21 protein-coding genes are annotated in these 25680 nt (G+C 61.7%); 9 read left to right on the top strand and 12 right to left on the bottom strand.

Features of this window, described 5'->3' with window-relative positions:
• Positions 1–90: 90 nt before the first annotated feature.
• From CLAC_RS11550 to trmB, 4 genes are read right to left on the bottom strand one after another with little or no spacing between them, the layout of a single operon-like run.
• Positions 91–462, bottom strand: coding sequence for a DUF3054 domain-containing protein (locus CLAC_RS11550; RefSeq protein WP_053413043.1), 372 nt, complete (start codon positions 460–462; stop codon positions 91–93).
• Between the two features lie 21 nt (positions 463–483).
• Positions 484–1563, bottom strand: coding sequence for a lysylphosphatidylglycerol synthase transmembrane domain-containing protein (locus CLAC_RS11545; protein ID WP_053413042.1), 1080 nt, complete (start codon positions 1561–1563; stop codon positions 484–486).
• 34 nt (positions 1564–1597) lie between these two features.
• Positions 1598–2281, bottom strand: coding sequence for an NYN domain-containing protein (locus tag CLAC_RS11540; protein WP_053413041.1), 684 nt, complete (start codon positions 2279–2281; stop codon positions 1598–1600).
• 2 nt (positions 2282–2283) lie between these two features.
• Positions 2284–3066: a tRNA (guanosine(46)-N7)-methyltransferase TrmB gene (gene trmB / locus CLAC_RS11535; RefSeq protein ID WP_053413435.1), complete on the bottom strand. Its 783-nt coding sequence runs from the start codon at positions 3064–3066 to the stop codon at positions 2284–2286.
• 195 nt (positions 3067–3261) lie between these two features.
• Between trmB and CLAC_RS11530 the strand changes: the two genes are divergently transcribed.
• The 4 genes from CLAC_RS11530 (at position 3262) to CLAC_RS11515 (ending at position 7454) form a co-directional block, all read left to right on the top strand.
• The gene (locus tag CLAC_RS11530; protein ID WP_156324852.1) at positions 3262–3786 is read left to right on the top strand and encodes a hypothetical protein; all 525 of its coding nucleotides are present in this window, start codon (positions 3262–3264) and stop codon (positions 3784–3786) included.
• A gap of 11 nt (positions 3787–3797) precedes the next feature.
• Entirely contained in the window at positions 3798–4787 is a 990-nt protein-coding gene (locus CLAC_RS12765) for a hypothetical protein (RefSeq protein WP_053413039.1), read from the top strand.
• Between the two features lie 58 nt (positions 4788–4845).
• Positions 4846–5286, top strand: coding sequence for a DUF6802 family protein (locus tag CLAC_RS11520; protein WP_053413038.1), 441 nt, complete (start codon positions 4846–4848; stop codon positions 5284–5286).
• A 326-nt stretch (positions 5287–5612) separates the two neighbouring features.
• Positions 5613–7454, top strand: a complete 1842-nt coding sequence (locus CLAC_RS11515; RefSeq protein WP_053413037.1) for a phosphoenolpyruvate carboxykinase (GTP) — start codon at positions 5613–5615, stop codon at positions 7452–7454.
• A 393-nt stretch (positions 7455–7847) separates the two neighbouring features.
• On the opposite strand, the gene CLAC_RS11510 is transcribed toward CLAC_RS11515, so the two are convergent.
• Positions 7848–8936, bottom strand: coding sequence for an NAD(P)H-dependent flavin oxidoreductase (locus tag CLAC_RS11510; protein ID WP_053413036.1), 1089 nt, complete (start codon positions 8934–8936; stop codon positions 7848–7850).
• Positions 8937–8985: 49 nt separating this feature from the next.
• A complete protein-coding gene (gene betA, locus CLAC_RS11505; RefSeq protein WP_053413035.1) occupies positions 8986–10713 on the bottom strand; it encodes a choline dehydrogenase in 1728 nt (575 codons plus the stop codon).
• A 405-nt stretch (positions 10714–11118) separates the two neighbouring features.
• Here betA and betT point away from each other — a divergent pair, with 405 nt between their 5' ends.
• From betT to CLAC_RS11490, 3 genes are all read left to right on the top strand, one after another.
• Positions 11119–13311 carry a choline BCCT transporter BetT gene (gene betT, locus CLAC_RS11500; protein ID WP_053413034.1) on the top strand — a complete coding sequence of 731 codons (2193 nt, stop codon included), beginning with the start codon at positions 11119–11121 and terminating at the stop codon, positions 13309–13311.
• Positions 13312–14880, top strand: a complete 1569-nt coding sequence (locus CLAC_RS11495; protein WP_053413033.1) for an aldehyde dehydrogenase family protein — start codon at positions 13312–13314, stop codon at positions 14878–14880.
• Positions 14881–15081: 201 nt separating this feature from the next.
• Positions 15082–15852, top strand: a complete 771-nt coding sequence (locus CLAC_RS11490; RefSeq protein WP_082313409.1) for a CDP-alcohol phosphatidyltransferase family protein — start codon at positions 15082–15084, stop codon at positions 15850–15852.
• Positions 15853–15891: 39 nt separating this feature from the next.
• On the opposite strand, the gene CLAC_RS11485 is transcribed toward CLAC_RS11490, so the two are convergent.
• Complete coding sequence (locus CLAC_RS11485) at positions 15892–16923, bottom strand: hypothetical protein (RefSeq protein WP_211255356.1); 1032 nt, start codon at positions 16921–16923, stop codon at positions 15892–15894.
• A 228-nt stretch (positions 16924–17151) separates the two neighbouring features.
• Between CLAC_RS11485 and CLAC_RS11480 the strand changes: the two genes are divergently transcribed.
• Positions 17152–18579: a YeeE/YedE thiosulfate transporter family protein gene (locus CLAC_RS11480; protein ID WP_053413031.1), complete on the top strand. Its 1428-nt coding sequence runs from the start codon at positions 17152–17154 to the stop codon at positions 18577–18579.
• A 64-nt stretch (positions 18580–18643) separates the two neighbouring features.
• On the opposite strand, the gene CLAC_RS11475 is transcribed toward CLAC_RS11480, so the two are convergent.
• Entirely contained in the window at positions 18644–19144 is a 501-nt protein-coding gene (locus tag CLAC_RS11475; RefSeq protein WP_053413030.1) for a hypothetical protein, read from the bottom strand.
• A 101-nt stretch (positions 19145–19245) separates the two neighbouring features.
• Between CLAC_RS11475 and CLAC_RS11470 the strand changes: the two genes are divergently transcribed.
• A complete protein-coding gene (locus tag CLAC_RS11470; RefSeq protein ID WP_245621888.1) occupies positions 19246–20169 on the top strand; it encodes a polysaccharide deacetylase family protein in 924 nt (307 codons plus the stop codon).
• Between the two features lie 38 nt (positions 20170–20207).
• Here the strand turns inward: CLAC_RS11470 and CLAC_RS11465 are convergent, their stop codons facing one another.
• From CLAC_RS11465 to CLAC_RS11450, 4 genes are read right to left on the bottom strand one after another with little or no spacing between them, the layout of a single operon-like run.
• Positions 20208–21866 (bottom strand): dipeptide ABC transporter ATP-binding protein, encoded by a 1659-nt coding sequence (locus tag CLAC_RS11465; RefSeq protein WP_053413029.1) that lies wholly within the window; start codon positions 21864–21866, stop codon positions 20208–20210.
• A complete protein-coding gene (locus CLAC_RS11460; RefSeq protein WP_053413028.1) occupies positions 21863–22780 on the bottom strand; it encodes an ABC transporter permease in 918 nt (305 codons plus the stop codon). The genes CLAC_RS11465 and CLAC_RS11460 overlap by 4 nt, the downstream gene beginning before the upstream one ends.
• Entirely contained in the window at positions 22773–23699 is a 927-nt protein-coding gene (locus CLAC_RS11455) for an ABC transporter permease (RefSeq protein ID WP_053413027.1), read from the bottom strand. The genes CLAC_RS11460 and CLAC_RS11455 overlap by 8 nt, the downstream gene beginning before the upstream one ends.
• Positions 23700–23703: 4 nt before the next feature.
• Entirely contained in the window at positions 23704–25296 is a 1593-nt protein-coding gene (locus tag CLAC_RS11450) for a peptide ABC transporter substrate-binding protein (protein ID WP_245621887.1), read from the bottom strand.
• Positions 25297–25680 lie beyond the last annotated feature (384 nt).

Below are 25680 nucleotides of genomic sequence, written 5' to 3'. Positions count from 1 at the left end.
AAATTAAAAACCGTCAGCATTAAGCTTGCTGACGGTTAACGTTATTTCGCTGCGAATTTGGGTTGAAAAATCTTCGCTTGCCGACGCCTCTTATTCAGCGGATTTGCGTGTCGCGGCGCCCGCAGCACCGCGCCAGCCGAACAGCAGTAGGGCGCTCGTAATCGATGCGACCAGAATGAAGGACCAGTGGGGGAAGGCTGCGTGGCGGATGCCCCAGATTCCAAGTCCGACCACGACGGTGGCGATCCAGACGATTGATCCGGACTTCATGGAACGCGGGTTGACCTGCTTTGCGATTAGCAGAGTGCCCAGGATGACGCCGATAAAGAATGGCCAGAAGGTGTCCACGATATTGAGGAACGTGAATGGGTCGTCCGGTTTGTTGTGGGCCAGCCGAGCGAGGACGGCGAAGATGATGATGGCGACAGTGTCGATGACGAATGTTGAGACGCGGGAGTTCATACGTCTTAGTGTATCGTCACGCTATTTTTGCGCAGGTGGGGCATCCGAACTGCCACGGGCATCACTCGAGGAGATTTCTTCGCTTTCTTTCTTGTGGTCGAAGCGCAGGAGGTAGACGATCCATCCCACAATGGCGACGAGGACAAAGGAGACGATGCGGTAGACCAGCACCGCAGCGAATGCCTCTGCGCCGGAGGTACCGCCGGCAATGAGCGCCGCGGTGAGTACGGCCTCGACTGTGCCGACGCCACCTGGGGTCGCCTGGATAAACCCGGCGAGCTTGCCGGTGACGAAAGCCAGCAGGACCTTGGTCGCGGAGATGTCGTCGACGCCGATGGCCCGGATGGAGGCGTAGAGGCAGACGATTTCGGTCACCCAATTCATGAACGACCAGAAGAATGAGATGCCCAGTACCTGCGGGGAGAGTTTGACCGAGGTCAGCTGGTTGACTACGCCGCGCAGTCGGACCAGGTCGGTGTTCGCAGGCTTCTTCCTGATTCGGTTGAATAGTCGCAGTCCCCAGCCGCCGATGGAGTTTAGGATTGCCGGGTCCTGAGAGAGCCTCCACAGCAGGATGGTTGCCAGTAGCACCACGATGGCGATTGCAATCAGCACTGCCGGCGCGCCGCCTTGGCCGATGAAGAAGAGGCTGCCGACGCCCAGGAAAGCGAGGCCGAGGAAGGACAGCGCCCCGGAGAAGAGCACGAACCAACTGACCAGCACGGCCGTGGCTCCCCACTCCATCATCCGCTTGATTTGTAGAGCGGTGCTGAACGCCGCGCCGCCCGGGACGGTCACGGACCAAGCGTTGGAGGCCAGCACCAGGGCGTTGGTCTTTCGTCGTGTAGCTGCGGCGACCCCGCCGGAGCGCAGGAGCAGTCGCATCACCTCGGCCATCGCGTAGAGAGAAGCGGCGACGGAGACGATTGAGACGGCCAGCCACCACGCGTCGACTCGCGCGAGGATGCGCACGCCCTTCGTCACGACTGTCCAGTTGCGCGCGGTCAGCACCGCGGCGACGACGAAGATGGCCGCGGTGATGGTCCACCGCAGCCAGCCGGCGCCGGCGAGCTTTAGAAGCGCGTTTTTCAGTCGTGTCATGAAGGCGAGTTATCCGTTCTACCTACTACGGGGATTAGTCGTGGTCTTTGCTGTTGCGGTCTTTGAGCAGTGAGGTGAGCGGGCGGAATGGCTGCAGCCACGCGCCGCCTTCCGGAAGGCGGTCCAGGTCGACGCGGGGCAGCGGCTCCCGGAAGACGCCCTTGATCTCCTCGAGATCCACGAACTTAATCGCATCCGAGGCCAGCGCCCAGGCCGCGTGCTCGTGGAAGCCGATGACCGTGACCGGGATTCCCTCGTCGGCGAGCTTTTCCAGCAGTTCCTGGAAATTCTGCCCGTCAGCGGAGGCCACCACGACGCTGCGCAGCACGCCCTCGTCGTAACGCCGCTGGATGTGCGCCAGCATGTCCGGGTCGACGTCGGTGTCCTCTTCCACTTTCGGCTTGGCGAACACCGCGAAGCCGACATTCCGGAGCGCCTCCACCCACGGGCGCACCGTCTCGGCGGCGCCGACACTGACGTTGGTGAATACGGTCGCCTCAGGCAGTACATCGGTTCCGAGCTTGTTGGAGACCCGCTCCGCCTCGTCGATAAGCCACTTGCCGACGGCGTCGAAGCGCGGTCGGTGGGCGGAGGTGGGCCGGGAGCCGAGAATCGCGCCGAGCCCCATGTCGAGGTTGGGGGCATCCCAGACGAGGAGGGCAGTCGGGTGCGTCTCCGCGGCGGTGTAGCTGGCGGAATAGTTCTGTGTCGCGCTCACGGTTAGGCCTCTTTCTTGCGCCAGACGAACTCGTGGATGGAGTGGTCCATGCGCAGGCCGCGGGCCTCGAACTTGGTGGTTGGGCGGTCGAGAAGCATGGGCGATTCCGGCCACGGCCAGGCAATCGGCTCGAGGGTCGGTTCGACGCCCCGCAGCTCCTCAATCCACTCGGCGTAGCCCGCGTGGTCGGTGGCGGCGTGGAAGACTCCGCCCGGCTTTAGTCGGGAGGAGATTAGGCGCAGGGTGCCGGACTGCAGGATGCGGCGCTTGTGGTGGCGTGCCTTCGGCCACGGGTCGGGGAAGAACAGGCGCACGCCGTCGAGGGACTCGGGCTCGATCATGCGCTGGAGGACTTCGACGCCGTCGCCACGGACCATGCGGATGTTGGTCACGCCGCCACGGACTGCTGCGGAGAGCAGCTTTGCCAGGCCGGGCTTGTACAGCTCGACCGCGATGATGTTGTGATCCGGCTCCTCGGGCGCCATTGCGACGGTGGAGGTACCGGTGCCGCAGCCAATCTCGACGATCGTTGGGCCGGTACGGCCGAACCACTCTTCCACGTCAATGACCTCGTCGGAAAGGACCTTGCCGTAGGCGTCCCAGTTGTCGTTCCAGATCTTCTCCTGGTTGGCGGTCAGAGTGCCGCGGCGGAAGGAGAGGTTGCCGATGCGCGGGTAGTCCAGACCGTCGTTGAACTGGGTTTTCTCCGGGCGGCCGTGGGGCAGCTCGCCCTTTGTAGTGGGCTCAGCCGTCGGTGAGTTTTTAGAAATATCAGAATTAGTCACCTCCCTATTGTTCATGACCGCGCGCGAGTATCCAATACCTAGTTAGTAGTAGCGGTCGGCGAGCTCGGTAAGTTGCCGAATCCGGTGCACGCTGTAGTCTTTGCGGTATCGTGACCGTATTGCGTCGCGTGGGGGATACGCTGCGGAATTCGTGGCAATTAGGCGATTGGGGGATATTCGCTCGTGGATGTGCAATTGAGCACGCAGACTTTGGTGCAGGAGCCACAGAATTGTGAGGTATTTCGCTCGGCGCGCAAGATGCTTCGCGCGGGCCTTTTGGACTGGATGTCGAAGCGCGGTGGAGTCTGCTCGCCAGCTGGATGCGGCGCCTCCGGTGCGGCCGAGGTGGCCATCGCGTCGGCCCTACAGCGCGACGCCGGCCCGCCGCAGATCTGCGCCCGCCTGCGCCGCGGTGTTGGGGCCGAAGGGGTCCGGCAGGCCTTCGATAGATGTCTCGCCCAGTCCGACGTGGTGCCGAGGGAGGGAATCAGTCTGGTTGTGGAGGAGGGGCCGGTGCGCCTCCTGCTTGCCGACGTCTACTGCAGCATCGAGACAAATGACCCGGCGGAGCATGAATTCGAACTCATGGAGGCACTGCGCGCGGCAGAGGATTTAGAACAGCGGCGCTTTGAGGTGCTGAGCCAGTTGGTCGAGGAGATCATCGCGCTGTATCCGCAGGCCAGCGACGAATTGGAGGAGCTGCTGTGTCAGACGATGTAGGAGTCCTACAGGTGACTAAGGCTGGTCCCGCGGCCAATCGTGCTGATCTTAGCGGCGTAGTAGATACCGGAGGGGTTGCCGGCGGGGCCACCGGAGGGGTTGCCGGCGAACGGAAACAGGCCCGAAGAATCGAGTTCGTCGACCAGCGCGCCGCGGTCGTGCTCTACGTCGCGGACAGCGATGTGGAGCCGACTCGGGAATGCGTGGAAACCGTCGAGGCTATCGCTGAAGCCACCGGGCGTGTGGCCGTGGGCCTCTTCGGTGGTGGGAGGTTTGCGGAGCTCTGGCGGAGTGCGATTCCCGGGCGGATACCGATGGGCGAGCTCGACCAGCGTATGGGGCGCACGTTGGTGCTCCTGAGCGATGGTCCGCCTAGGGCGGTGGCGAGGCCGGGGGCTTTGCGGCGTCGGCAAGCGATACATTCCCAGTTAGCGGCGGAGAGGTCGCGCCGGGCGGGAATGGCTGAGCGGTCGCGTGCGCATGTCCGTGCCGATTTCGAGCGGATGGTGGTGCAAGTGCTGGAGTCGGTCGCGGAGGGCTCTCCGAGGGATGAGGCCGAGTTGCATCGAGCCGGTGCGCGCGCGGCCGCCGAACTGTCGCGGTGGTGCGGGCAGCAGGGAGTCGGGGCGGTTGAGATGGAGGCGCCGTTTCCTGCTCCACCCGTTAAGGCAAACATGCTGGCGGAGGCTGTGGTCGCCGTGATGGTCCTGGCAGCGGCCGCGGGTGTCTCCCGATTGTTGTCGGCGCCGTTGTCGTGGCTGGGGCTTTCGGGGGTCTGGGTGCAGGTCGCGACGGTTCTGGTCGGCGTGGGGTTTGCGGCGCTGGCCGTAGTGGCGACGCTTCGGCGAAATGCCAGGCAGCGCCGCGGTCAGTGGGTTGCCACCTACTTGGCGAGGTTGCGGCGGGAGTGGCTGCACTTAGCCGAGGGAGCCGTGCACGCGCGCGATCCCGCCGGCCACCGTGGATGGCGGGTCGCGCAGCTGGCCGAGCACGCGAATTAGCCACTTAGCTTTCAGCCGCACTCAAACGTGCAGTTTAAGAGATTCGACGGAGGTTCCAATGGATGAGTTTTCTCTGCTAGAACGATTTTTTCAGGATGGTGAGGCCCGACTGCCGGGAGGTGAGCCCAGCGCCGAGTTGCGTCAGCCCTGCGGTCTGGGGGAGGCGACTCCGCTTGCCGACGGCGAGGTCGGCACCGGGCTGGTGGTGGTAGTCGACGGGCAGTCCTTCGACCTCGGAGAGGAGGAGAGTTCGGTGACGCTCGCCGATTGCGACGGTCTGTCGGTGTATTCGGACATGGATGGCGATGGCGAGGTCGACCATGTGACCACGGTGCGCTTCGACGGGACTTGGGAGTCCTGGAACAGTCCGATGGAGGGAGCGGAGAGTGCAGGGGACGTGGATGGGGAAGGTGGGCTCGCGGGAAACGCTGTTGGGGAGTCTGTGGCTAACTGGGATGCTTACACATGGGAGCAGTCCGCCCGGGGGAATTGGGGATAGTCAAGGGGGATAGCCAAAAGGGGAAAATTTCGTCCGACGACATTGGTAAATCGGCGCGTGTATTCATGTTCCTAACAAATGGGGGTGGGACGGGCAGCTAAGTTCATTGCAATGAACATATATAGTGAGGTTAGGCTTAGATGCAGGTTATCGACCTATAGAAAGAGGTAGAATTACCCGTGCATGTCGAAATAGCTGCCAATTAGCCTCCGTGGAGCTGTCAACAAAATGGGGATGCGGCGATGCGGGGATGTTGGGTTCCGGCATGTTTTGGTATCCCCCGGTAGCCTTAAATCAAGACGCGAATCAATTAGTCAGGAGAACTGATGTCCGCACCTTCCATTCCTGGCCTCGAGGGCCAGGCCCCGACCGAGAACGCTGAACTGCTCCGCTGGATCGCTGAGGTCGCAGAGCTGACCACGCCAGACAAGGTTGTCTTTGCAGATGGCTCGGAAGAAGAGTGGAACCGCCTTTCCCAGGACTTGGTGGATAAGGGAACTTTCATCAAGCTGAACGAGGAAAAGCGTCCGAATTCCTTCCTCGCCCGCTCGAACCCGAAGGACGTGGCTCGTGTTGAGTCCCGTACTTTCATCGCCTCCAAGACTGAGGACGGCGCTGGCCCGACCAACAACTGGGCTGACCCGGTCGAGCTGAAGAAGGAGATGACTGAGCACTACCGCGGTTCCATGAAGGGCCGCACCATGTTCGTCGTCCCGTTCTGCATGGGCCCGATTACCGACCCGGAGCCGAAGCTCGGTGTTCAGCTGACCGACTCTGAGTACGTCGTTCTCTCGATGCGCATCATGACCCGCATGGGTAAGGAAGCGCTCGACAAGATCGGCAAGGACGGCGACTTCGTCCACGCTCTGCACTCCGTCGGTTACCCACTGGAGGAAGGCCAGGAGGACGTTACCTGGCCGTGCAACGACAACAAGTACATCTCCCAGTTCCCGGACACCAAGGAGATTTGGTCCTACGGTTCCGGCTACGGCGGAAACGCCATCCTGGCCAAGAAGTGCTACGCCCTGCGCATCGCTTCTGTTATGGCTAAGGAAGAGGGTTGGATGGCTGAGCACATGCTCATTCTGAAGCTGACCAACCCGGAGGGCAAGGCCTACCACATCGCAGCGGCCTTCCCGTCCGCTTGTGGTAAGACCAACCTCGCCATGATTACCCCGACCATTGAGGGCTGGAAGGCCGAGGTCGTCGGTGACGACATTGCATGGCTGAAGTTCGGCGAGGATGGTCGTCTCTACGCCGTCAACCCGGAGAATGGCTTCTTCGGTGTCGCGCCGGGCACCAACTACGACTCCAACCCGAACGCCATGAAGACCATGGAGCCGGGCAACACCATCTTCACCAACGTCGCGCTGACCGACGATGGCGATGTCTGGTGGGAAGGTATGGAAGGCAAGCCGGATCACCTCATTGACTGGAAGGGCAATGACTGGACTCCGGATCTGGACGAGCTGTCCTCGCACCCGAACTCCCGCTACTGCACCCCGATTTCGCAGTGCCCGGTCGCCGCTCCGGAGTACGACGACCCTAAGGGTGTCCCGCTGGATGCAATCCTGTTCGGTGGCCGTCGCCCCGACACCGTTCCGCTGGTGACCCAGGCTCTGTCCTGGAACCATGCCACCTTCATCGGTGCAACCCTGGCTTCCGGCCAGACCGCTGCTTCCGCGGAGGCTAAGGTCGGCTCCCTGCGCCATGACCCGATGGCAATGCTGCCGTTCATTGGTTACAACGTCGGTGACTACCTGCAGCACTGGGTTGACATGGGCGTCAAGGGCGGCGACAAGATGCCGGAGGTCTTCCTGGTCAACTGGTTCCGTCGCGCGGCTGATGACGGCCACTTCCTGTGGCCTGGCTTCGGCGACAACTCCCGCGTCCTCAAGTGGATTATCGACCGCATTGAGGGTCGTGTGGAGGCCAAGGAGACCGTCGTTGGTTACACCGCAAAGCCGGAGGATCTGGACCTGACCGGCCTGGACATCCCGTTCGAGGACGTTCAGGAGGCCCTGAAGGCGCCGGCTTCGAAGTGGAACGCAGACCTGGAGGACAATGAGGAGTGGCTGAAGTCCCTCGGCGACCGTGTCCCGCAGGAAGTCTGGGATGAGTTTGAGGCTCTCAAGGCTCGAGTCGAAGAGCGCCTGCAGAAGAAGTAAGACTCTTCCAATAGGCCATTAGGAGTTTCTCCTGACTGGTTCCAAGAGGGCGGGTTTTCCCGGGCCTGCCCTCTTGATTCCATCCATGTTTGGGGCGCAGTAGGGTGAAGCGCAGTGGATGGATTTTTCTCTACTGAGTGTGGTGTCAGAGGTTTTCCGGGCTCCCCAGCATCCCTTTCGAGGGGCGCTGGGGATTACGCGTATAGAAAATGTTTGATACGCCGATATTTTGGTTTCTGTCGCTAGTTAAGTTGGGTTGAGGCCGCGGTGCTGGTTTTGTTGGGGCAGGGGGGGGCAGCTTGAGCAGCGGGGCAGCGGCCGGTCACGCGTCCACTTCGAGTTGTTCAGCCCGAATGACTGGCAACTGGACGCATAAGCGCAGCTAACGCTCAGCTAGCACCCAGCCAGCTCCGCCACAATCTCGGCGGCTGGCTGGGCTTTGCATTTCGAGTAGCCGCTGCCTGCCCACAAGTTCAGGTATTCGGGGTCGCCGACGGTGTTCGCGGCACCCCTGATTGGCGTGGTCAGGTAGTGCAGCTGCGGGTACAGCGCTGGCGCGGGGTCGCTAAACTCCTCGGCGAAACGGTTCGAAATTGTGCGCGCGGGCTTGCCCGAAAACGCGTGCGTCAGTGTAGTCTCGCGCCCTTGAAGCTCGAGCAGGGCGCGTGCGTGGGTGGGCTTGGTCCCGGCCTCTTCCGCAGTGAGGAAACGCGTCCCCACCTGCACCGCCGTTGCTCCCGCCCGCAAGAGCTTTACGACGTCTTCCGCACCCCCAACGCCCCCGGCCGCAATGATGGAGACATCGGTTGCGCGCGTGGCCTCTGCGACCGCAGCGGCGAGCTCGTCGATGGTGGCGCCAATGATGTCGGACGAGTCCTTGCCATCGACGTAGCCGCGGTGCCCACCGGCGGCCAGGCCCTGGAGGACGATACGGTCCGCGCCCGCGTCGGCGGCCGCGCGGACTCCGTCGATAGAGGTCGCATTCAGCACGACCTTGCGGCCGGTTTCCTTCACCCGCGCGACGACGTCCGCATCGGGGTACCCGAACGTGAAGGATACGTATTCCAGCGCGCCCGGGCTGGGCAGGAAATCGTCTGCGCAGATTGCCTCGAGCTTCTCGGTGAAATGGTCGTCGGACCAGGTTGGAGTGCTAGGCAGGTCGACGTCGAACTTCTCGGCGACGGGCGCGAGCAGGTCCCGGAATTCGGCCCACCGCAGCAGGTTCTCCTCGGTCTCATTGTCACCGACGGAATCGGGACAAAAGAGGTTGATGCCGAAGGTATGGCCGTCGGAAAGCAGGGAGGCGGTGCTGCGTGCGGCGTCGATGAGGGCCTGCGCGCTGAGGTAACCGGCGGCGAGCATGCCAAGACCGCCGGCGTTCGAGACGGCGGCGGTCAGTTCGGGCGTAGAGGGGCCACCTGCCATCGGCGCGAGGACGATAGGCAGGGCTTCGGATGTGCTCGGTGTACGCAGGGTGCTCATGGGGCCGAGGCTAACACGACCTCACGAGACAGCGCTGCGGATTTCCGTGCTACTTGCTCTCCGGCGGATCCAGCGGCATGCCCTGGCCGGCGCGGTAGAACGGAATGTCCAGCGGGGCCAGTGGGGTCTTGCCGGCAATCAGGTCGGCGGCCTTCTCGGCGATCATCATGGTCGGGGCGTAGATGTTGCCGTTTGTGATGCCCGGCATGACCGAAGCATCGACCACGTAGAGGCCGTCGGTGCCGTGGACCTGCATGGTCTCCGGATCGACGACGGCCATTTCGTCGTCAGCCGGACCCATCTTGCAGGTGCAGGACGGGTGCAGGGCAGTTTCGGCGTCGTTGCGGACCCACTCGAGGATTTCCTCGTCGGTCTGGACATCGGCACCGGGGGAGATTTCGCCGTCGGTGTACTCCTTCATCGCCGGGGTGTCCAGCAGCTTGCGGGAGACCTTCACGGCCTCGACCCACTCGCGGCGGTCCTGGTCGGTGGAGAGGTAGTTGAACAGGATCTCCGGTTTGACCTTGATGTCAGAGGACTTGATGTGCACGTGGCCGACCGCGTCGGAGTACATCGGGCCGACGTGGAACTGGAATCCGTGCGGGCTGTCAATCTTCGTGCCGTCGTAGCGCATGGCCAGCGGCAGGAAGTGGAACATCAGGTTCGGGTACGGCTCCTTGTCGTTGGAGCGCGCGAAGCCGCCACCCTCGAAGTGTGAGGTCGCTACCGGGCCCTTGTGGGTCAGCAGCCACCACAGGCCGATGAACGGCCAGCGCCACTTGTCCAGGTATGGCTGCGAGGACACCGGCTTGGTGACGTTGTACTGGATGTAGACCTCGAGGTGGTCCTGCAGGTTTTCGCCCACACCCGGCAGGTGCTTGACGACGTTCACACCGGCGGCGTTCAGAATCTCCTGGTTGCCGACGCCGGAGACCTCGAGAAGTTGCGGGGAGTTAAAGGCACCACCACAGAGAATGACCTTGTCGGCGCGGACCTGGCGGGTACGGCCCTTCCAGGTGTACTCGACGCCGACGGCCTTGGTGCCCTCGAAGAGGACGCGGTCGGCGTTGGCGAGGGTGCGCAGTTCCAGGTTCGGGCGGTTCAACACCGGGTGCAGGTACGCGCGGGCTGCGGACAGGCGACGGCCCTTGTCGATGTTAGCGTCGAAGGGGCCGAAGCCCTCCTGGCGGTAGCCGTTGACGTCCGGGGTGTAGTTGTAGCCGGCCTGCTCGATGGAGCGGAAGAAGGCCTTGAACAGCGGGGACTTGGCCGGACCGCGCTTCATGCGCAGCGGGCCGTCGTGGCCGCGACGCGGGTCGTCCTTATCGGAGCCCAGGGCGTTTTCCATGCGCTTGAAGTAAGGTAGGACGTTGTTCCAGCCCCAGTTCTCCAGGCCCGTGGTGTTGCCCCACTTGTCGTAGTCCATGGGGTTGCCGCGCTGGTAAATCTGGCCGTTGATGGAGGAGGATCCGCCGACAACCTTGCCGCGGGCGTGGTAGATGCGGCGGCCGTTCATCTCCGGTTCCGGCTCGGACTCGTAGGCCCAGTCGTAGTACTTGTTGCCGATGGGGAAGGAGAATGCGGACGGCATGTGGATGAACAGGTCCCAGAGGGAGTCCATACGACCGGCCTCAAGGACGAGAACGCTCTTGCTCTGGTCTGCCGACAGACGGTTGGCCAGCACCGATCCTGCGGATCCTGCGCCGACGATAACGACGTCGCGGTGCTCAATCTCAGTGTTGGTGCTCTTCTTACCGAAGAACGGGAAAGCGGCCATGTTCAGGTGTACCTCCGTGGTTCGTAGGCTCTAGTACAAGCGCGTTGTGCACCGCGTTTGTGCGGTGCCAGGAGCAGTCGGAATCAGTGTGAGCTGCCTCCGCCGTACGTCGCTCCGGGGTGTCGCGGCCGGGGCCGCAACAAAGTATTGAGAAAAAATACTTATATGTCCGCCATCGAAATCCCAGGTGAAGATTTTGTTGGCAGACGACGCTTCATATCAAGAATGACATAAAAGTATTTGAAAATTCCAGTCAAAAGTACGAGAGATTGCTAAGTTTTCGAGAAAAAGTCCAGGTAATCACGTATGTTGGAAATGTTGAAAAACATCGAGAATCCGTGACAATTTCACTCAATTTGTAAGAGATGTATGCTTAATGGGTTCCCAAAAATGAAGGATTTTCCTATGTCTGATACTCCGCCATCTTCACAGGGGCCAACCCCTGAGGCGCCAACCGCAAAGGTAACGGAGCAGCATTCGCAGCCGCAGTCGCAGTCGAGTCTGAAATCACGTCGACCGACGAAGGTTAACGAGCCGGAAGTAAACTGGCCGGTATTTATCGCTTCTGGCGTTGGCATTATTGCCATCGCAATGTGGGCGATTTTCGCGCGTGAAAACGCTGCCGATACCCTCGCAGGCGTTGTCGCCTGGGTGTCCAAGAACTTCGGCTGGTTCTACATCGTGACGGCCACCGCTGCAGTTCTGTTCATGCTCTACGTCGCAATCGCTCGGACCGGCCATATTAAATTGGGGCCGGATCACGCCAAGCCACAGTTTGGCCTGTTTTCGTGGGCTTCGATGCTCTTCGCGGCCGGCATCGGCATTGACCTGCTGTTCTTCTCGGTGGCTGAGCCCGTGGCCCAGTTCTACGGCCCGCCGACAGGAGACCCCGAGACTGTCGAGGCCGCCCGCCAGGCCGTGGTGTTCACCCTGTTCCACTACGGTGTCACCGGTTGGGCCCTCTACGCCCTGATGGGCATGGCATTCGGCTACTTCGCATACCGCCTGAATATGCCGCTGACCATCCGTTCCGCGCTGTACCCGATTATCGGCAAGCGTATCCACGGCCCTGCCGGCGACGCGGTGGAGATTGCCGCAATGCTCGGCACCGTCTTCGGTGTCGCAACGTCGCTGGGTATTGGCGTCGTCCAGCTGAACTACGGTCTGCGCGTCCTGTTCGGCGTCGATGAGAGCATCACCTGGCAGATTGCGCTTATCGTCATCGCGGTTGCGGTGGCGACCGCGTCGGCCGTTTCGGGTGTCGACAAGGGCATTCGTCGTCTGTCCGAGATTAACGTCGGCCTGGCTATTGCCCTGATGCTCTACATTCTTCTCACCGGCCGCACCGCGTTCCTTTTCGACGCGCTGGTCATGAACGTCGGCGAGTACGTCTCCAAGTTCCCGTCGATGACGATGGACACCTACGCCTTCTCCAACGCTCAGGAGTGGCTGAACGCCTGGACCCTGTTCTTCTGGGCATGGTGGGTTGCTTGGGCACCGTTCGTCGGCCTGTTCCTGGCTCGCATTTCCCGCGGCCGCAGCCTGCGCCAGTTCGTCGTCGGCACGATGACTATCCCTTTCCTATTCGTGCTGATGTGGGTGTCTGTGTTCGGTAACTCCGCACTCGACCTGGTCCTCGGTGGTGACTCCGAGTTTGGTCAGACCGCGCTGGATTACCCGGAGCGCGCCTTCTACCTGCTGCTCGAGCAGTACCCAGCCCCGATGATGGTCGCCGCGATCGCGTCTCTGATTGGCCTGCTGCTCTACATCACCTCGGCTGACTCTGCGGCTCTGGTGATGAGTAACTTCACCTCGAAGATCACCGATACGCAGCAGGACGGCAAGGTCTGGACACGTATTTTCTGGGCCGTCGTCGTCGGCGTGCTCACCATTTCGATGCTCTACGTCGGTGGCATTCCGACGCTGCAGTCGGCCACCATCGTCATGGGCCTGCCGTTCGCGTTCGTGATCTACCTGATCATGTACGGCTTGTTTAAGTCACTGCGCCTGGAGCTGCTCCAGCGCGCGTCGACGCGTCGCGCTATGCACGGCGCGATGTCCGGCCGCGCCGCCGAGAACGAGGCGGGGGATTGGCGCCGTCGCCTGACGCGTTCGATGTCCTTCCCGGAGCGCAAGCAGGTTGTTCGACACCTCGATAACGTCGTCGAGCCGGCCCTGGCTCAGGTGGCGGAGGCAATCCGTGAGCGTGGCGGCACGGTCGAGCTGCACCGGGAGACGATTGAGGATCTTGGAATAGATCAGATTGATCTCAACGTTGGCTTTGGTGATGAGCGCGACTTCCGCTACCAGGTTTACCCGGTCGAGCACCCGACCCCGTCGTTTGCCGGCCTGATTCACCTGGACAGTGACGCTGATCGTTACTACTACCGCCTTGAGGTCTTCACGTTGACCGGTTCCCTGGGCTATGACGTCTACGGCTACACCCAGGAACAGCTGATTTCTGACGTGCTGGATCTCTACGAGCGGCACATGGAGTTCCTGCACATGCAGGCTGATCTCCCGGGCACCTCTGACCTGTCCGATAATGCTGACCCTGTCCGCGAATGGTCTGATGACTACTCCAAGGAGGATTCCTAAATGACTTTTAAGCCTTCGACAACCGACAAGGCCCTCGCACCCGAGACCGCCAAGTCCCACGAAGGCGCGGCCACGCTGTTTATCGACGGCGCATGGTCCGCAGCTGCCGCAGGCCGCACCCGCACCATCGAGTGCCCGGCCGACGGCTCGTTTGTCGCCGAGGTCGCTGAGGCCGATGCCTCCGACACCGAGCGCGCCATCGCCGCCGCCGATGCCGCTTTCCGACGGACCGGTGAGGACTCCTGGGCGTCCTGGACCACGGCGCAGCGCGGTCAGCTGGTTCTCGATATCGCTGCTGCGATTCGTCAGCGTAAAGATGAGTTCGCGTGGGCCGAGTCGATGGACACCGGCAAGCGCCTGCCGGAGTCCGCGGCCGACATGGACGACATCATCGCCTGCTTCGAGTACTTCGGAAAGCTGGCCGGCAACGACGCCGGGCGCCTGGTGGATGCCAACGATCCGACCGTTGTTGCGCGCATCGTGCGCGAGCCGGTCGGTGTGTGTGGCCTGATTACCCCGTGGAATTACCCGCTGCTGCAGGTGGCGTGGAAGGTCGCGCCCTGCCTTGCGGGTGGTAACACCTTCGTTCTCAAGCCGGCGGAGCTGACCCCGCACACCGCCATCCTGCTGATGCACGTCATCGATGACCTGGGTGTTCCGGCTGGTGTCGCGAACCTGGTCACCGGTGCGGGCTCTGATGCCGGTGCGCCGCTGTCGTCCGATCCGCGCATCGACATGGTCTCCTTCACTGGTGGCCTGGCTACTGGCCGCATCATCGCCGGCGAGGCTGCGAAGTCGGTGAAGAAGGTCGCGCTCGAGCTCGGTGGCAAGAACCCGAACATCATTTTCGCCGATGCCGACTACGAGGCCGCGCTGGACAACGCCCTGAACGCCGCGTTCCTGCACTCCGGCCAGGTGTGCTCGGCGGGCGCTCGCCTGGTGGTGGAGGAGTCCATCGCCGAGAAGTTCGTCGACGATCTCGTCGAGCGCGCCGGCCACATCAAGCTCGGCGGCCCGCTGGACGAGAAGGCGGAGACCGGCGCGCTGATCTCCAAACAGCACCTGGAGAAGGTCGCGGCCTACGTCGACCGTGCCCGTGAGCAGGGCGCGCGCGTCCGCGTCGGCGGTGAGATTGCCACTGGCCCGACCGCCGATGGCTCCGGCTCGCTGGCCGACGGCTACTTCTACCCGCCGACGGTTATCGACCAGGTCACCCGCGAGATGGACTGCGTCCACGACGAGGCCTTCGGCCCGACCGTGACTATCGAGACCTTCCGAACTGAGGAAGAAGCCATCGAGATTGGCAACGACACCGACTACGGCCTGGCCGGTGCGGTGTGGACGTCGGATAGCGGTGTGGCGGAGCGCGTCTCCCGGGCCTTGCGCCACGGCACCGTGTGGATCAACGACTTTGGCCCGTACCTGCCGCAGGCGGAGTGGGGCGGATTCGGCCAGTCCGGCATCGGCCGTGAGCTGGGCCCAGCCGGCCTGGAAGAGTACACCGAGGCGAAGCTGGTGTACGAAAACACCGCTCCCGCTGTGACCGGTTGGTTTGAGGACCGCCGCTAGCACCTAGCGCTGAAGCAAGCCGAGCGCGCAAACGCTTCAATTATCGGCGATATCTGCCCGGGTTATCGGGGGCGAGGCACTATACTGGCCCCCGATACCCGGGCATTAGGTGTTTGTGGCGCGCAGCAATCGCGAATAGGCTTCTAGGTTGCGGAGCGCCCCGCTGGTGCTCGCAAACTGCCCGTCGACGAAAGATTCCCAGTGCCCGAAACCTCTGAGCCCAACACAGTTGAGACTTCCAGCCCGGAGGTGTTCACAACCGTGCAGAAGGCGATTGCGTGGGCGGTCCACGCATTCACGCTGAGCGGCCTGGTGTGGGCGACGCTGGCGGTCGTGGCGCTATTGGATAACAAGCCGCACTGGATGTGGTTCTGGCTGGGTGTCGCGCTGATCGTTGACGGTGTCGACGGCAACCTGGCCCGCAAGTTCCGGATTAAGGAAGTCATTCCGTGGTTTAGTGGCACGGTCGTCGACCATGTAGTGGACTACCTGACCTGGACCGCCATTCCGGTGCTGTTCATGGTCATGCATCTACCGCTGGGCCCGCGCCCGCTCGCGATTTTCCTGGCCATCGTGGTGCTGGTGTCCTCGATGTTCTGCTATGCCAATGAGGCCGCGAAGTCGCGCGATAACTATTTTGTGGGTTTCCCTGCGGCCTGGAATATCGTGGCTGTGCTGCTGTGGGTCTGGGAGGCACCGCTCGCGGTGAATGTCGCCGCGATTGTCATCTTTAGTGTTATGACCCTGGTTCCGCTGCACTACACTCACCCATTCCGCGTCGAGCGCGGCAAGGCTGGGAACATCATGGCCACGTTCATCTGGATTGTCACCACGGGTCTGCTGATCGCCTGCTTGCCGACGCCACCGGCGTGGATCTCCGAGACCGGGGAAGTCGGTCTCGTCGTGGTGAACGTACTGGCGGGGGCATGGCTTGTCGTCGGCGGAATTCGTCGCTCGTGGACGGGACGTTAGCCGCGTCGTAAAGCCTGGGGTTGTCCGGGCTGAAATGGCTTAAGCCGGTTCCTGATTGTTGCGTAGTCGCCGCCCGCAGGGGCGGCCTTCGTGTATGGAGCCCCGGATGACCTGGCGGACGATGCGGTCGCGCAGCCAGCGAGCGTATTCGATGAGGATGGCGCCGATAATCATCGCGGCGATGAAGAAGTTGACCCACATGGGGTATCCGCGACCGTAGTACCAGAAATAGACGTAGGGCGATACGAAAGTCACCAGTGTGACAATGAGCCCCAGCATTCTTCGCCAAATATTGGGCCCGGCGAACATTTCAACGATTCCCCAGGTGTAGGGAATCGCGGTGACTATGTCGATGGTCCACAGCACCCAGACCTTGCCGTGAAAGCCTGGGACGAAGACTACCGGTAGGGCGCGCAGCGAGGAATAGACCAACACAATCAGGTATGCGATGACCTTGGGGTTGGCGAGGAACCGCCAGACTGCGTTGCGCTCGATGAGATCGGCACCAACCCTTCGCAGTGCGTGGAGGTTCTTCCGTCGCATGATCAGCGTGTCCGTGCCGTCCATGAGATAGGCGAGGGTCTGCTGTTGCTGCGGGGTTCCCTTCGCCCATTTTTGAATAAGAGTGGTTGGCGACAGAGCGATGGGGACGAGAGGCTCCCCGTGCAGGCGTACGCCTTCTGGGGCGCGCTCGTCAGTGTGGATGGCAAGGCCAACCTGGTGAACAATGTCATCGCCCAGAATCGCTTTGATGTGGGGAACCTCGGAGGCAGGGATAGAGCTAAGCCAGAGGACTTGCCGTGTCGTGGCGGCCGTCTGTAGCGCGGTGCCGAGGACCTCGGTGGCGTCATCAATGGCGAAGAAGCTCTCGGGCGTTGTGTGAGCAAGCGCGCGCAAACTGTCGACGACTACGACGTTTTTTGCGTTGAGGTCGCCCAGTCTGGGGACCTCAGAGATCTGCAGTACCTTCTCCGCGTCGATTGCATAGGTGTGCGTAAACGGCAGGTCGACGATAGAGCGGAAAGCGAGTGCGCGCTTTGTGGCCGAGAGTGGAAGTTTTTGGCTGCTCACAATTTTCCAGCCTGCCACAAAGTGGGTATCCGGTGGGGTGAGGAAGGATCCGGAAACCGGGAGTGGGTTGCGTTTTCGCGGGGTTGTCGCGTAACTTCGTGCAGGAACTAGATAGACAGGTCTGTTCATTAATGTTGTTGGGAGCTTATTTAAGGCTCCTAATGCTCGAATTCAGGCCCGATAGAAACGTGACTTAAAGCAACTGGTTAAAGGCGAGGAGAAGACTTCATGTTGGTTACCGGATTGGCGCTCGGCGCAGTGCTCGGCTACGTAATGCAGCGTGGCCGATTCTGCGTTACTGGCTTTCTGCGCGATATCTTCACCCAGCGCAGCTGGCGCGGCTTCGTCGCCCTCCTGATCGTTATCTCCGTCCACGCGGTCGGGCTGGCTGCCCTGACCAGCGGCGGCGTAATCACCCCGGAGTACGACAACCTCACCCCAATCGCCGTCATCGTCGGCGGCCTGGTCTTCGGCATTGGCATTGTCCTGGCCGGCGGTTGCGCTTCCGGCACCTGGTATCGCTCGGGCGAGGGCCTCATTGGTTCCTGGATTGCCCTGGTGTTCTACGGTCTGTCGGCCGCCGCGATGAAGACCGGTGTTCTCTCCGGTGTTAACGAGGCCCTGAAGTCCCAGACAGTGGAGTTGACCAGCATCCACGCCTCCCTGGGTATTAGCGTTTGGCCGCTGGCAATCGCCCTGTCCGCGCTGACCGCTTTTTTGGCAGTGCGATTCCTCCGCGAGGAGTTCTCCGGCCCGAAACCCGCGAAGCTGGCCGCCCGCAAGTCCGGAATCGCGCACATTCTCGCCGAGAAGCCGTGGCACGTGTACTCCACCGCCGTTGCCGTCGGCGTGCTGGGCGTTATCGCCTGGCCGCTGTCCGCCGCGACCGGGCGCAACGACGGCCTGGGTATTACTACTCCGTCGTCGAATCTGACCAACTTCATCGTCAATGGCGACACCGCCAAGTTCGACTGGGGCGTGCTGCTGGTTCTGGGTATACTCCTCGGCTCGTTCGTCGCGGCTAAGGCCTCGGGCGAATTCCGTCTCCGCGTCCCGGACGCCACCCAGGGTGCGCGCTCCGTCGTCGGCGGCATCTTCATGGGTGTTGGCGCCGCATGGGCCGGCGGCTGCACTGTCGGCAACGGTATGGTACAGACCTCCCTGTTTAGCTACCAGGGCTGGCTGGCGCTTGTCGCAATCGCCGCTGGCGTGGGCATCGCCGCCAAGGTCTGGCTGAAGCCGTCCGCAGCTCCTGCCGCTGCGCCGTCCGCTCCGCTTGCCGACGCCACCACCGCCCCCGTGGCCCCCGTTGACGCGGTTGCTGCTCCGGAGGGCACAAACGCCGCTGGCTTTGCCATCGCGCCGGTTGCGCTGCTGGACCGTGCCGTCGTCAAGCAGGACAAGGGCAAGCTGGTCGACCTTGGTAGCGGGCGCTACGAGCTGGACACCGTCGGTGCTGTCTGCCCCTTCCCGCTGATTGAAGCGAAGGAGGCAATCGGCAAGATTGAGGTTGGCGAGGAGCTGGTGATTCCGTTCGACTGCACCCAGGCGACCGACGCGATTCCGCGCTGGGCCGCGAAGGATGGGCACGAGGTCACGAGCTTCGAGCAGACCGATGAGGCAGGCTGGATCATCTCGGTCAAGCGCGGGAAGTAGGAAGAAGACTGAGGGGCGTCGAAATCGTATTGAGCGTTTTAGCCTGCGGTGAGTGAGATCCCCGTTAGTGGAGTTGCATAGCTCCATTGACGGGGATTGTGCATGTTCCGGGCTGGCCGGGGCCGGAAATTGCTGCAACGGAAATTTCGCTAATGGAATCATTGGTCACGTCGGTCGGAAGCTGCATGCCAGTCATACCTTTTGCGAGGGTGAATTCCGACTCTTTGGTCTGGCCAGCGCCGTTGTCGTCAGTAAAGCTGATTTTCACCGAGATGTGGTCCCCCTCTTGTCCCGTGTAAGTGATGTGCGCAGTGGGCCGCTCGTGGTCAATATCGACAACTGCTGGATCACAGTCACCGTGGGGAGAAACAACGCCGAGAATCGGTGCGTCGCTTGGGCGATGAGGGGCTGAGGACGTGCCGACAGAAGAAGCATCGTCCGGGCCCTTGCCCGCCTTCGGCGGGGCGTCCGCTCCACATGAAACCAGAGCACCGCTGAATAGGGCCAATGTGACAGCAGCGGCAATTGAGTGAATGGGCGAAAGTGGCTGTTTTGGCGTACGCATTAACTTTGAATCTATAAGAGCCAGCGCCGTTGTGGAGAGAAATTTTCTGTTTTCAGACACCTCGAAAACGAAGTTTCGAAGAATGAATAGACTGAGGGAATATGGGCACCCCAAGCACTTCGCGCCGTAAGTTTCTCGCCGCAGGACTATCGCTGCCATTGCTCGGCGCAGCACAGTTTCTTGCCTCCTGCACACTTCCTGCAGGAAAGTCTTCAGGGTCTGTGCCTGACGGTGCGAGTGGCGCTTCTTCGTCCTCAATGCCGTCAACCGACGTGGCCCTGCCCGAATCGGCAACGCCGACTCTGGAGCAAGAAAGCGTCGCAAAGCTTCTGCCGGAAGAGGTGATTGCGCGCTACCAGCACGCTCACCCGCAGGATTGGGGGCTTGACCTGCCGGGTATTGCGCGCACCGTTGACCCAAACCCGAAGACAATTGCCCTGACTTTCGATGCCTGTGGAGGGGCGCATGGGTCTCAAATCGATGAGGCTCTGCTTGCAACCCTTGAAGAACACGGCGTGCCCGCGACGCTGTTTTGGAATAAGCGCTGGATTGACGCCAATCCCCGAAGGGCACTCGAAATCGCAGAAAATCCTCTGTTCCAGATTGAAAATCACGGAACCTCGCATAAGCCGCTGTCGGTTAATGGGCGCCCGGCTTACGGCATCGCGGGCACAGCGGATGTTGCCGAGCTCGTCGAAGAGATTGAGGGAAACCGCAAGTTTATGCGGGAGTTTTTGGGAGTGGAATCCAATTGGTTCCGTTCCGGCACCGCTCATTACGACGACACAGCGATACAGATTGCCCGCGACCTGGGAGTATCTATAGCGGGCTTTGCCGTAAACGGTGACGCGGGAGCGACACTACCCGCGCCATCCGTAACAAACTCGTTGGTGCATAGCCGCGCTGGCGCAATCGCGATTATGCATATGAACCAACCCGGACACGGCACGGCCGAAGGTGTCCGGGCGGCGATTCCGCAATTGCGTGCGGCGGGGTTTACTTTTGTGAAGTTGGGGCAGGCGTGAGGTGTAGCGTTCGCCCCAACCACCTCCCGCAGCAATACCTATAACTGCAAGCTCGCACCCGGGATGGCATCCAGCAGGCGTTGGGTGTACTCCTGCTCCGGGTGGTCAAAGAGCTCATCGGTTGGGCGGTGCTCCACCATTTTGCCGTGCTCCATGACGATGACCTCGTCGGCTACCTGGCGTACCACCGCGAGATCGTGCGTGATGAACAGGTAAGCCAGGTCCATTTCTTCCTGTAGCTCCGCCAGTAGTTCGAGGACCTGCGCCTGGACCACCACGTCCAGGGCGGACACGGCCTCGTCACACACGACGACTTCTGGATTCAGTGCCAATGCGCGGGCGATGGCGACGCGCTGACGCTGGCCGCCCGAGAGCTCTCCGGGGAAGCGGCGCCCCATCTCCACAGGCAGTGCCACTCGGTCGAGAAGCTCGCGGACACGCTCGTCACGCTCCTTTTTGCCGCCAATCTTGTGAATCCGCAGGGGCTCCTCAATCGAGGAGTGCACCGTCCGCATCGGGTCTAGGGTGGCGTACGGGTTCTGGAAAATCGGCTGAATCCGGCGACGTAGCGCGAGCTCATCGCGGCGATTGCGGCCTTGGACGCGCTGGCCGTCGAAAAGCACCTCACCCTCGGTGGGGTCGAGCAGGCCCAGCGCCATGTTGGCGACGGTGGACTTGCCGGAGCCGGACTCGCCTACGATACCGATGGTGCGGCCGGCGCGCAGCGTAAAGCTGATGTCGTCGACGGCGCGGAAGGTGTCCTTGCGCCACGGCTTGTCGCCGGGAATGTCGAAGTCTCTGACCAGGTTTTTCGCGACAAGGATAGCCTTCTGGTCCTCGTCATTGGTGGTGGGGGCGGCCACGACACGGTCGCCGCGACGGGCCGCCAGGGATGGCGCCGCCGCGATGAGCTGCTTCGTGTAGTGGTGCTCCGGGTTGCGCAGGACCTCAAGGGCAGGGCCTGTCTCTACGACGCGGCCTGCCTGCATGACGACGAGACGATCAGCCCGCTCCGCGGCGAGCCCCAGATCGTGCGTAATCAATACCACCGCGGTGCCGAGCTGCTTAGTCAGCGACTGAAGGTGATCCAGAATCTTCTTCGCGACCGTCACATCCAGCGCAGAGGTCGGCTCGTCGGCGATGAGCAGCTGCGGTTTTGCAGCAAGCCCCATGGCGATGAGCGCGCGCTGTCGCATACCGCCCGAGAACTGGTGTGGGTACTGGTCAATGCGGGATTTGGCCTTGGGCAAACCAGCCTGCTCGAGCAACTCGATGGCCTTGGTGTGGGCCTCGGAGCCTGCAGCGATATTGTTGGCGCGCAGGGCCTCCTTGATCTGGTCGCCGATAGTCCAGACGGGGTTGAGGTTGGTCATCGGATCCTGGGGAACCAGGCCGATGCCGCTGCCTCGGACCTCGGTGAATTCCCGCTCGGTTAGGCGAGTGATGTCGCGGCCGTCGAAGGTGATGGTTCCGCCAGTGACCTGGCCATCGCCGGGCAGCAGGCCAAGTGCGGCATGGACAGTTGTGGACTTACCGGAGCCGGACTCGCCGACGATAGCGACGGTCTCGCCGGGGAAAACGTCCAAATCTACGTCGTGGACCACGTCCGTGAGTTCGGCGCTACGACGGCCGGAAGAGGAAGCCGTCGGAAAGCCGATGGAAACGCCGGACAGGCTCAGTACGGGATTGGTGCTCATCGACGACGCTCCTTCGGGTCGAGGGAATCCTTCAACGCGTCACCCATCAGGATGAAGCCCAGGACGGTCACAGCCAGCGCGGTTGCTGGCCAGAAGAGATTCGAGGGGGCCTGGCGAAGCACCTGCTGTGCGACGGAGATGTCGTTGCCCCAGGACACGGTGGTAGTCGGAAGGCCAATGCCCAGGTAAGACAGTGTGGCCTCGGCGACGATGTAGATGCCTAGAGATGTCGTCGCCATGACAATGACAGGCGCCAGGCAGTTGGGCAGCACGTGGCGGAACAGGATCCCGGTGGGGGATAGCCCCAGCGCACGGGAGGCGGTGACGTACTCCTCGTTCTTGACGGAGATGACAGCCGAGCGCACCACGCGGGCCATCTGTGGCCAGCCGAAGGCAGCCAGTACGATCACGACCGACCAGATGGTGCGCTCGGTGAACAGCTGCATCAGCACGATTCCGGCGAGGATCAGCGGGATGGCGAAGAACATATCGGTGATGCGCGACAGGATGGCGTCGACCCAGCCTCCGACGTATCCGGCGAGCGCGCCGAGGAGGATTCCGAGAATCGTCACCGCGACCGTCACGCCGATGCCGACGATGACTGACGCGCGGGCGCCGTAGATAACGCGCGAATAGACGTCGTAGCCCTGCTGAGTAAAGCCCATCAGGTGCCCGGAGCGCGCCGGGGCGAGGGAATCGCGGAGGTTCGCCGACTGCGGGTCGACGGAGGTAAACAGCGACGGAAACGCCGCAACTAGCACGACGAGGACGATGATGGCCGCTGATACCCAAAACAGCGGGCGACGGCGCAGGTCCTGCCAGGCCGAACCCCACAGGCCGAGAGGTGGATTGTCAGGGACATTTTGGTCGACTGTGGTGACGTCGACAGGATGAGAGTTGGTGGCATTAGGCATAGCGAATCCTCGGGTCCAGGACTGCGTAGAGCAGGTCGATGATGAGGTTGGCGAACATGTAAATGACAACCAGGATTGTCACAACGCTGACCACGGTCGGCGCCTCGCCGATTTGAACGGCGTGGAAAATTAGTCCGCCGATGCCGGGGACGTTGAAGATACCTTCGGTGACGATTGCGCCACCCATCAGGGCGGCCAGGTCGGCGCCGATGAACGTCACAACGGGGATTAGCGAGTTACGCAAGATATGGCGGCGGGTGACCTGCGAGCTGGGCAGGCCCTTCGCCTTTGCCGTCCTCACGAAGTCCGCATGGCGTGCCGACGCCACCTCCGAGCGGGTCAGGCGCAGCACATAGGCAACGGAGACTAGGCCGAGGACAAATGCGGGCAGCAACAGTGCGGTGAAGGAGGCGTCGCTGCCGACGGTCGGGGAGACGATGTGCCAGCGCACGCCGAAGAGATATCGAGCGACGAAGCCGAGGACGAACGTTGGCGTTGCGATGACCAGCAGGGACAGGACCAGGACGGTGGAGTCGAAAAATCCGCCCTTGCGCATACCGGCGATGACGCCGAGACCAATGCCTAAGATCGCCTCGATGGCCACTGCCATCAGCGCCAGGCGAAAGGTAATGGGAAATGCCAGTGCGATTTCCTCACCGACGGAACGGCCCGAGAAGGTCTCGCCCATGTCCAGGGTAAACAGTCCCTTGAGATACTCCCAGTATTGGACGAAGAAGGGTTCGTCCAGGTGGTAGTGGGCGCGCAGGGCTGCAATCTGCTCGGGAGGCAGTTGCTTATCGCCGGCCAATGCGGCGATGGGGTCGCCGGGCATGGCGAAGACCATCGCATAAATCAGTAGTGTGGCGCCGAAAAAGACGGGCACCATCTGCAGGATTCTTTTTCCGATATACCAACCCACGGTGCTAGTCCTTTTCAATCATCGGGTAGTCGAGGACGCCGTCCCACTGCACTACAGCGTTTCGCAGTTTCGGGTTCCACGCCACGGAGGCGTTCGGGTACCACAGTGGGATGACGGGAAGATCCTTCATCAGTACCTCCTGTGCCTTGACGAATTTCGGCTTGGCCTCGTCAGAGTTTCTAGCAGCGGAGGCCTCGCGGACCAGGCGGTCGAACTCCTCGCTGGCGTAGCCGGAGTCATTGGACGAACCGTTCGAAGTGAACTGCGGCACCAAGTAGTTTGCGACAGAGGGGAAGTCCGCGGCCCAGCCGGTTCGATAGCCGGAGGTCGCGGCCTTGTTGGTAATCTCGTCGCGCAGCTGCTTAAACGTCGGGTAGGCCTTGCCGTGGGCCTTGATGTCGAGGGTTTCCGCGATCATGTTGGTGACGGCTTCCGCCCACTGCTGGTGACCGCCATCGGCGTTGTAGGCAATTTCGAACTTGCCGCTAAAGGGTGCGATTTCGTTGGCCTTGGCCCACAGTTCGCGTGCCTTGTCCGGGTTGTACTTCAATACGTCCTGGCCGGGGATGTTCGGGTCGAGGTCACCGAGAGTCAGCGAGGTGAACTCGCGCGCCGGTGTGCGGGTACGGAAGAAAATTTTGTCCGTAATCAGGTCGCGGTCGAACGCCATGGAGATTGCTTGCCGACGCAGACGGCCCTCCTCGCCAGAGAACCCGGGCAAGTACTGCGGGATTGCGAAGTACTGGGAAGAAGCGGTTGGAACATTGGCGCTGGAGTCCGGGAAATCGGTTTCGAAGCTTGCCATGGCGGTCGGTGGAACGGTACGCGGCAGGGTATCCAAGCGACCTGCCTGTAGATCAGCGTAGGCGGTGTCCATGTCCGAGTAGAAGCGGTAGACCAGGCCGTTGTTGCGCGCCTTATGCTCGCCAGCGAAGTCATCGTTGCGCACCAGGGTCAGCTGGTTGTTGTGCAGCCAGGCCTTACCGTCGGCCATCTTGTACGGTCCGTTGCCGATTGGGTGTTCTCCGAATGCGTCTTTGTCTCCGAATGCGGCCTTCGGCAGCGGCATAAAGGCCGTGTAGCCGAGGCTGAGCGGGAATGACGAGTCCGGGTCTGTCAGATTCACAGTGAATTCGAGGTCGCTAATCTTTTCCAAGCCGGACATTTCGCTGCTAGTGGCCTTCTCGCCAGAAACTTCGTCGAATCCCTTGATGTTGGCGAAATAAGACTGCTGTTTTTGCAGGTTGGGGCCAAAAGCGGCGTAATTCCACGCGTCGATGTAGCTCTGTGCTGTCACGGCTTCGCCGTCGTGGAACTTCCAGCCGGGCTTTAGCTTGATGTGAAACGTGGTGGAATCATTGTTCGGTTCGATGGACTCGGCGTGATCTAAGATGATGGATCCGTCGGTGTCGTAGCGCACCAGGCCGGAGTAGAGCATGCGCAGAATGTCGCCGCCACCGGTCTCGTTCGTGTCTGTGGTGTAGAGAGGACTCTGCGGTTCCGAGTTCTGCACGACTACGAACCCCTTGCCGACCTGCTGCTGGTCGGGGCTGCAGGCGGCGAGTGCGGCGCCGGGCAGTACTATTGCCAGGAGCATCGCGAGTAGTTTGCGCAGGGGCAGGCGAAGCGCGGAGATGGGAGATGCTGCACTGTTTTGTACTGCGTTGTTCTGCGTTGTGCTCCGGGGTGGGACGCTGTGGCCCAAAGAGCGTTCGGGCCGGTGTTTAGCGCCAGGTGCGTTGGGTATTTGCATGGCGAGCCTTCCTATTGTGCCTACTGACCAACCCCATCACGTTGAAATCTTCTCGTTTCGAGAGCGGCCCTGGTGAAGGTTATTCATCAATAGGGCGGCAGAAAATCGAGATAGGACTGTTCAATCTGTTTGTCTACTTTACAAGAACTAAGAGAATCTTAGTGTTTCGGGTCACAATAAGGAGCGTGGTGTTAGGTGAAGCAATTATTCGGGGTGGCAAGCAAGGGT

The organism is Corynebacterium lactis RW2-5 (assembly GCF_001274895.1).
GTDB classification, from domain to species: Bacteria; Actinomycetota; Actinomycetes; order Mycobacteriales; family Mycobacteriaceae; genus Corynebacterium; species Corynebacterium lactis.
Note: the sequence above shows the minus strand (reverse complement) of the source record. Positions and strands in the feature narration are given on the sequence as shown.

Excerpts from the sequence above, each read along its gene's own strand:
- CLAC_RS11550 (WP_053413043.1), bottom strand. The coding sequence starts at position 462 with ATGAACTCCCGCGTCTCAACATTCGTCATCGACACTGTCGCCATCATC.
- CLAC_RS11545 (WP_053413042.1), bottom strand. The coding sequence starts at position 1,563 with ATGACACGACTGAAAAACGCGCTTCTAAAGCTCGCCGGCGCCGGCTGG.
- CLAC_RS11520 (WP_053413038.1), top strand. The coding sequence starts at position 4,846 with ATGGATGAGTTTTCTCTGCTAGAACGATTTTTTCAGGATGGTGAGGCC.
- CLAC_RS11515 (WP_053413037.1), top strand. The coding sequence starts at position 5,613 with ATGTCCGCACCTTCCATTCCTGGCCTCGAGGGCCAGGCCCCGACCGAG.
- CLAC_RS11510 (WP_053413036.1), bottom strand. The coding sequence starts at position 8,936 with ATGAGCACCCTGCGTACACCGAGCACATCCGAAGCCCTGCCTATCGTC.
- betA (WP_053413035.1), bottom strand. The coding sequence starts at position 10,713 with ATGGCCGCTTTCCCGTTCTTCGGTAAGAAGAGCACCAACACTGAGATT.
- betT (WP_053413034.1), top strand. The coding sequence starts at position 11,119 with ATGTCTGATACTCCGCCATCTTCACAGGGGCCAACCCCTGAGGCGCCA.
- CLAC_RS11495 (WP_053413033.1), top strand. The coding sequence starts at position 13,312 with ATGACTTTTAAGCCTTCGACAACCGACAAGGCCCTCGCACCCGAGACC.
- CLAC_RS11480 (WP_053413031.1), top strand. The coding sequence starts at position 17,152 with ATGTTGGTTACCGGATTGGCGCTCGGCGCAGTGCTCGGCTACGTAATG.
- CLAC_RS11475 (WP_053413030.1), bottom strand. The coding sequence starts at position 19,144 with ATGCGTACGCCAAAACAGCCACTTTCGCCCATTCACTCAATTGCCGCT.
- CLAC_RS11470 (WP_245621888.1), top strand. The coding sequence starts at position 19,246 with ATGGGCACCCCAAGCACTTCGCGCCGTAAGTTTCTCGCCGCAGGACTA.
- CLAC_RS11465 (WP_053413029.1), bottom strand. The coding sequence starts at position 21,866 with ATGAGCACCAATCCCGTACTGAGCCTGTCCGGCGTTTCCATCGGCTTT.
- CLAC_RS11460 (WP_053413028.1), bottom strand. The coding sequence starts at position 22,780 with ATGCCTAATGCCACCAACTCTCATCCTGTCGACGTCACCACAGTCGAC.
- CLAC_RS11450 (WP_245621887.1), bottom strand. The coding sequence starts at position 25,296 with ATGCTCCTGGCAATAGTACTGCCCGGCGCCGCACTCGCCGCCTGCAGC.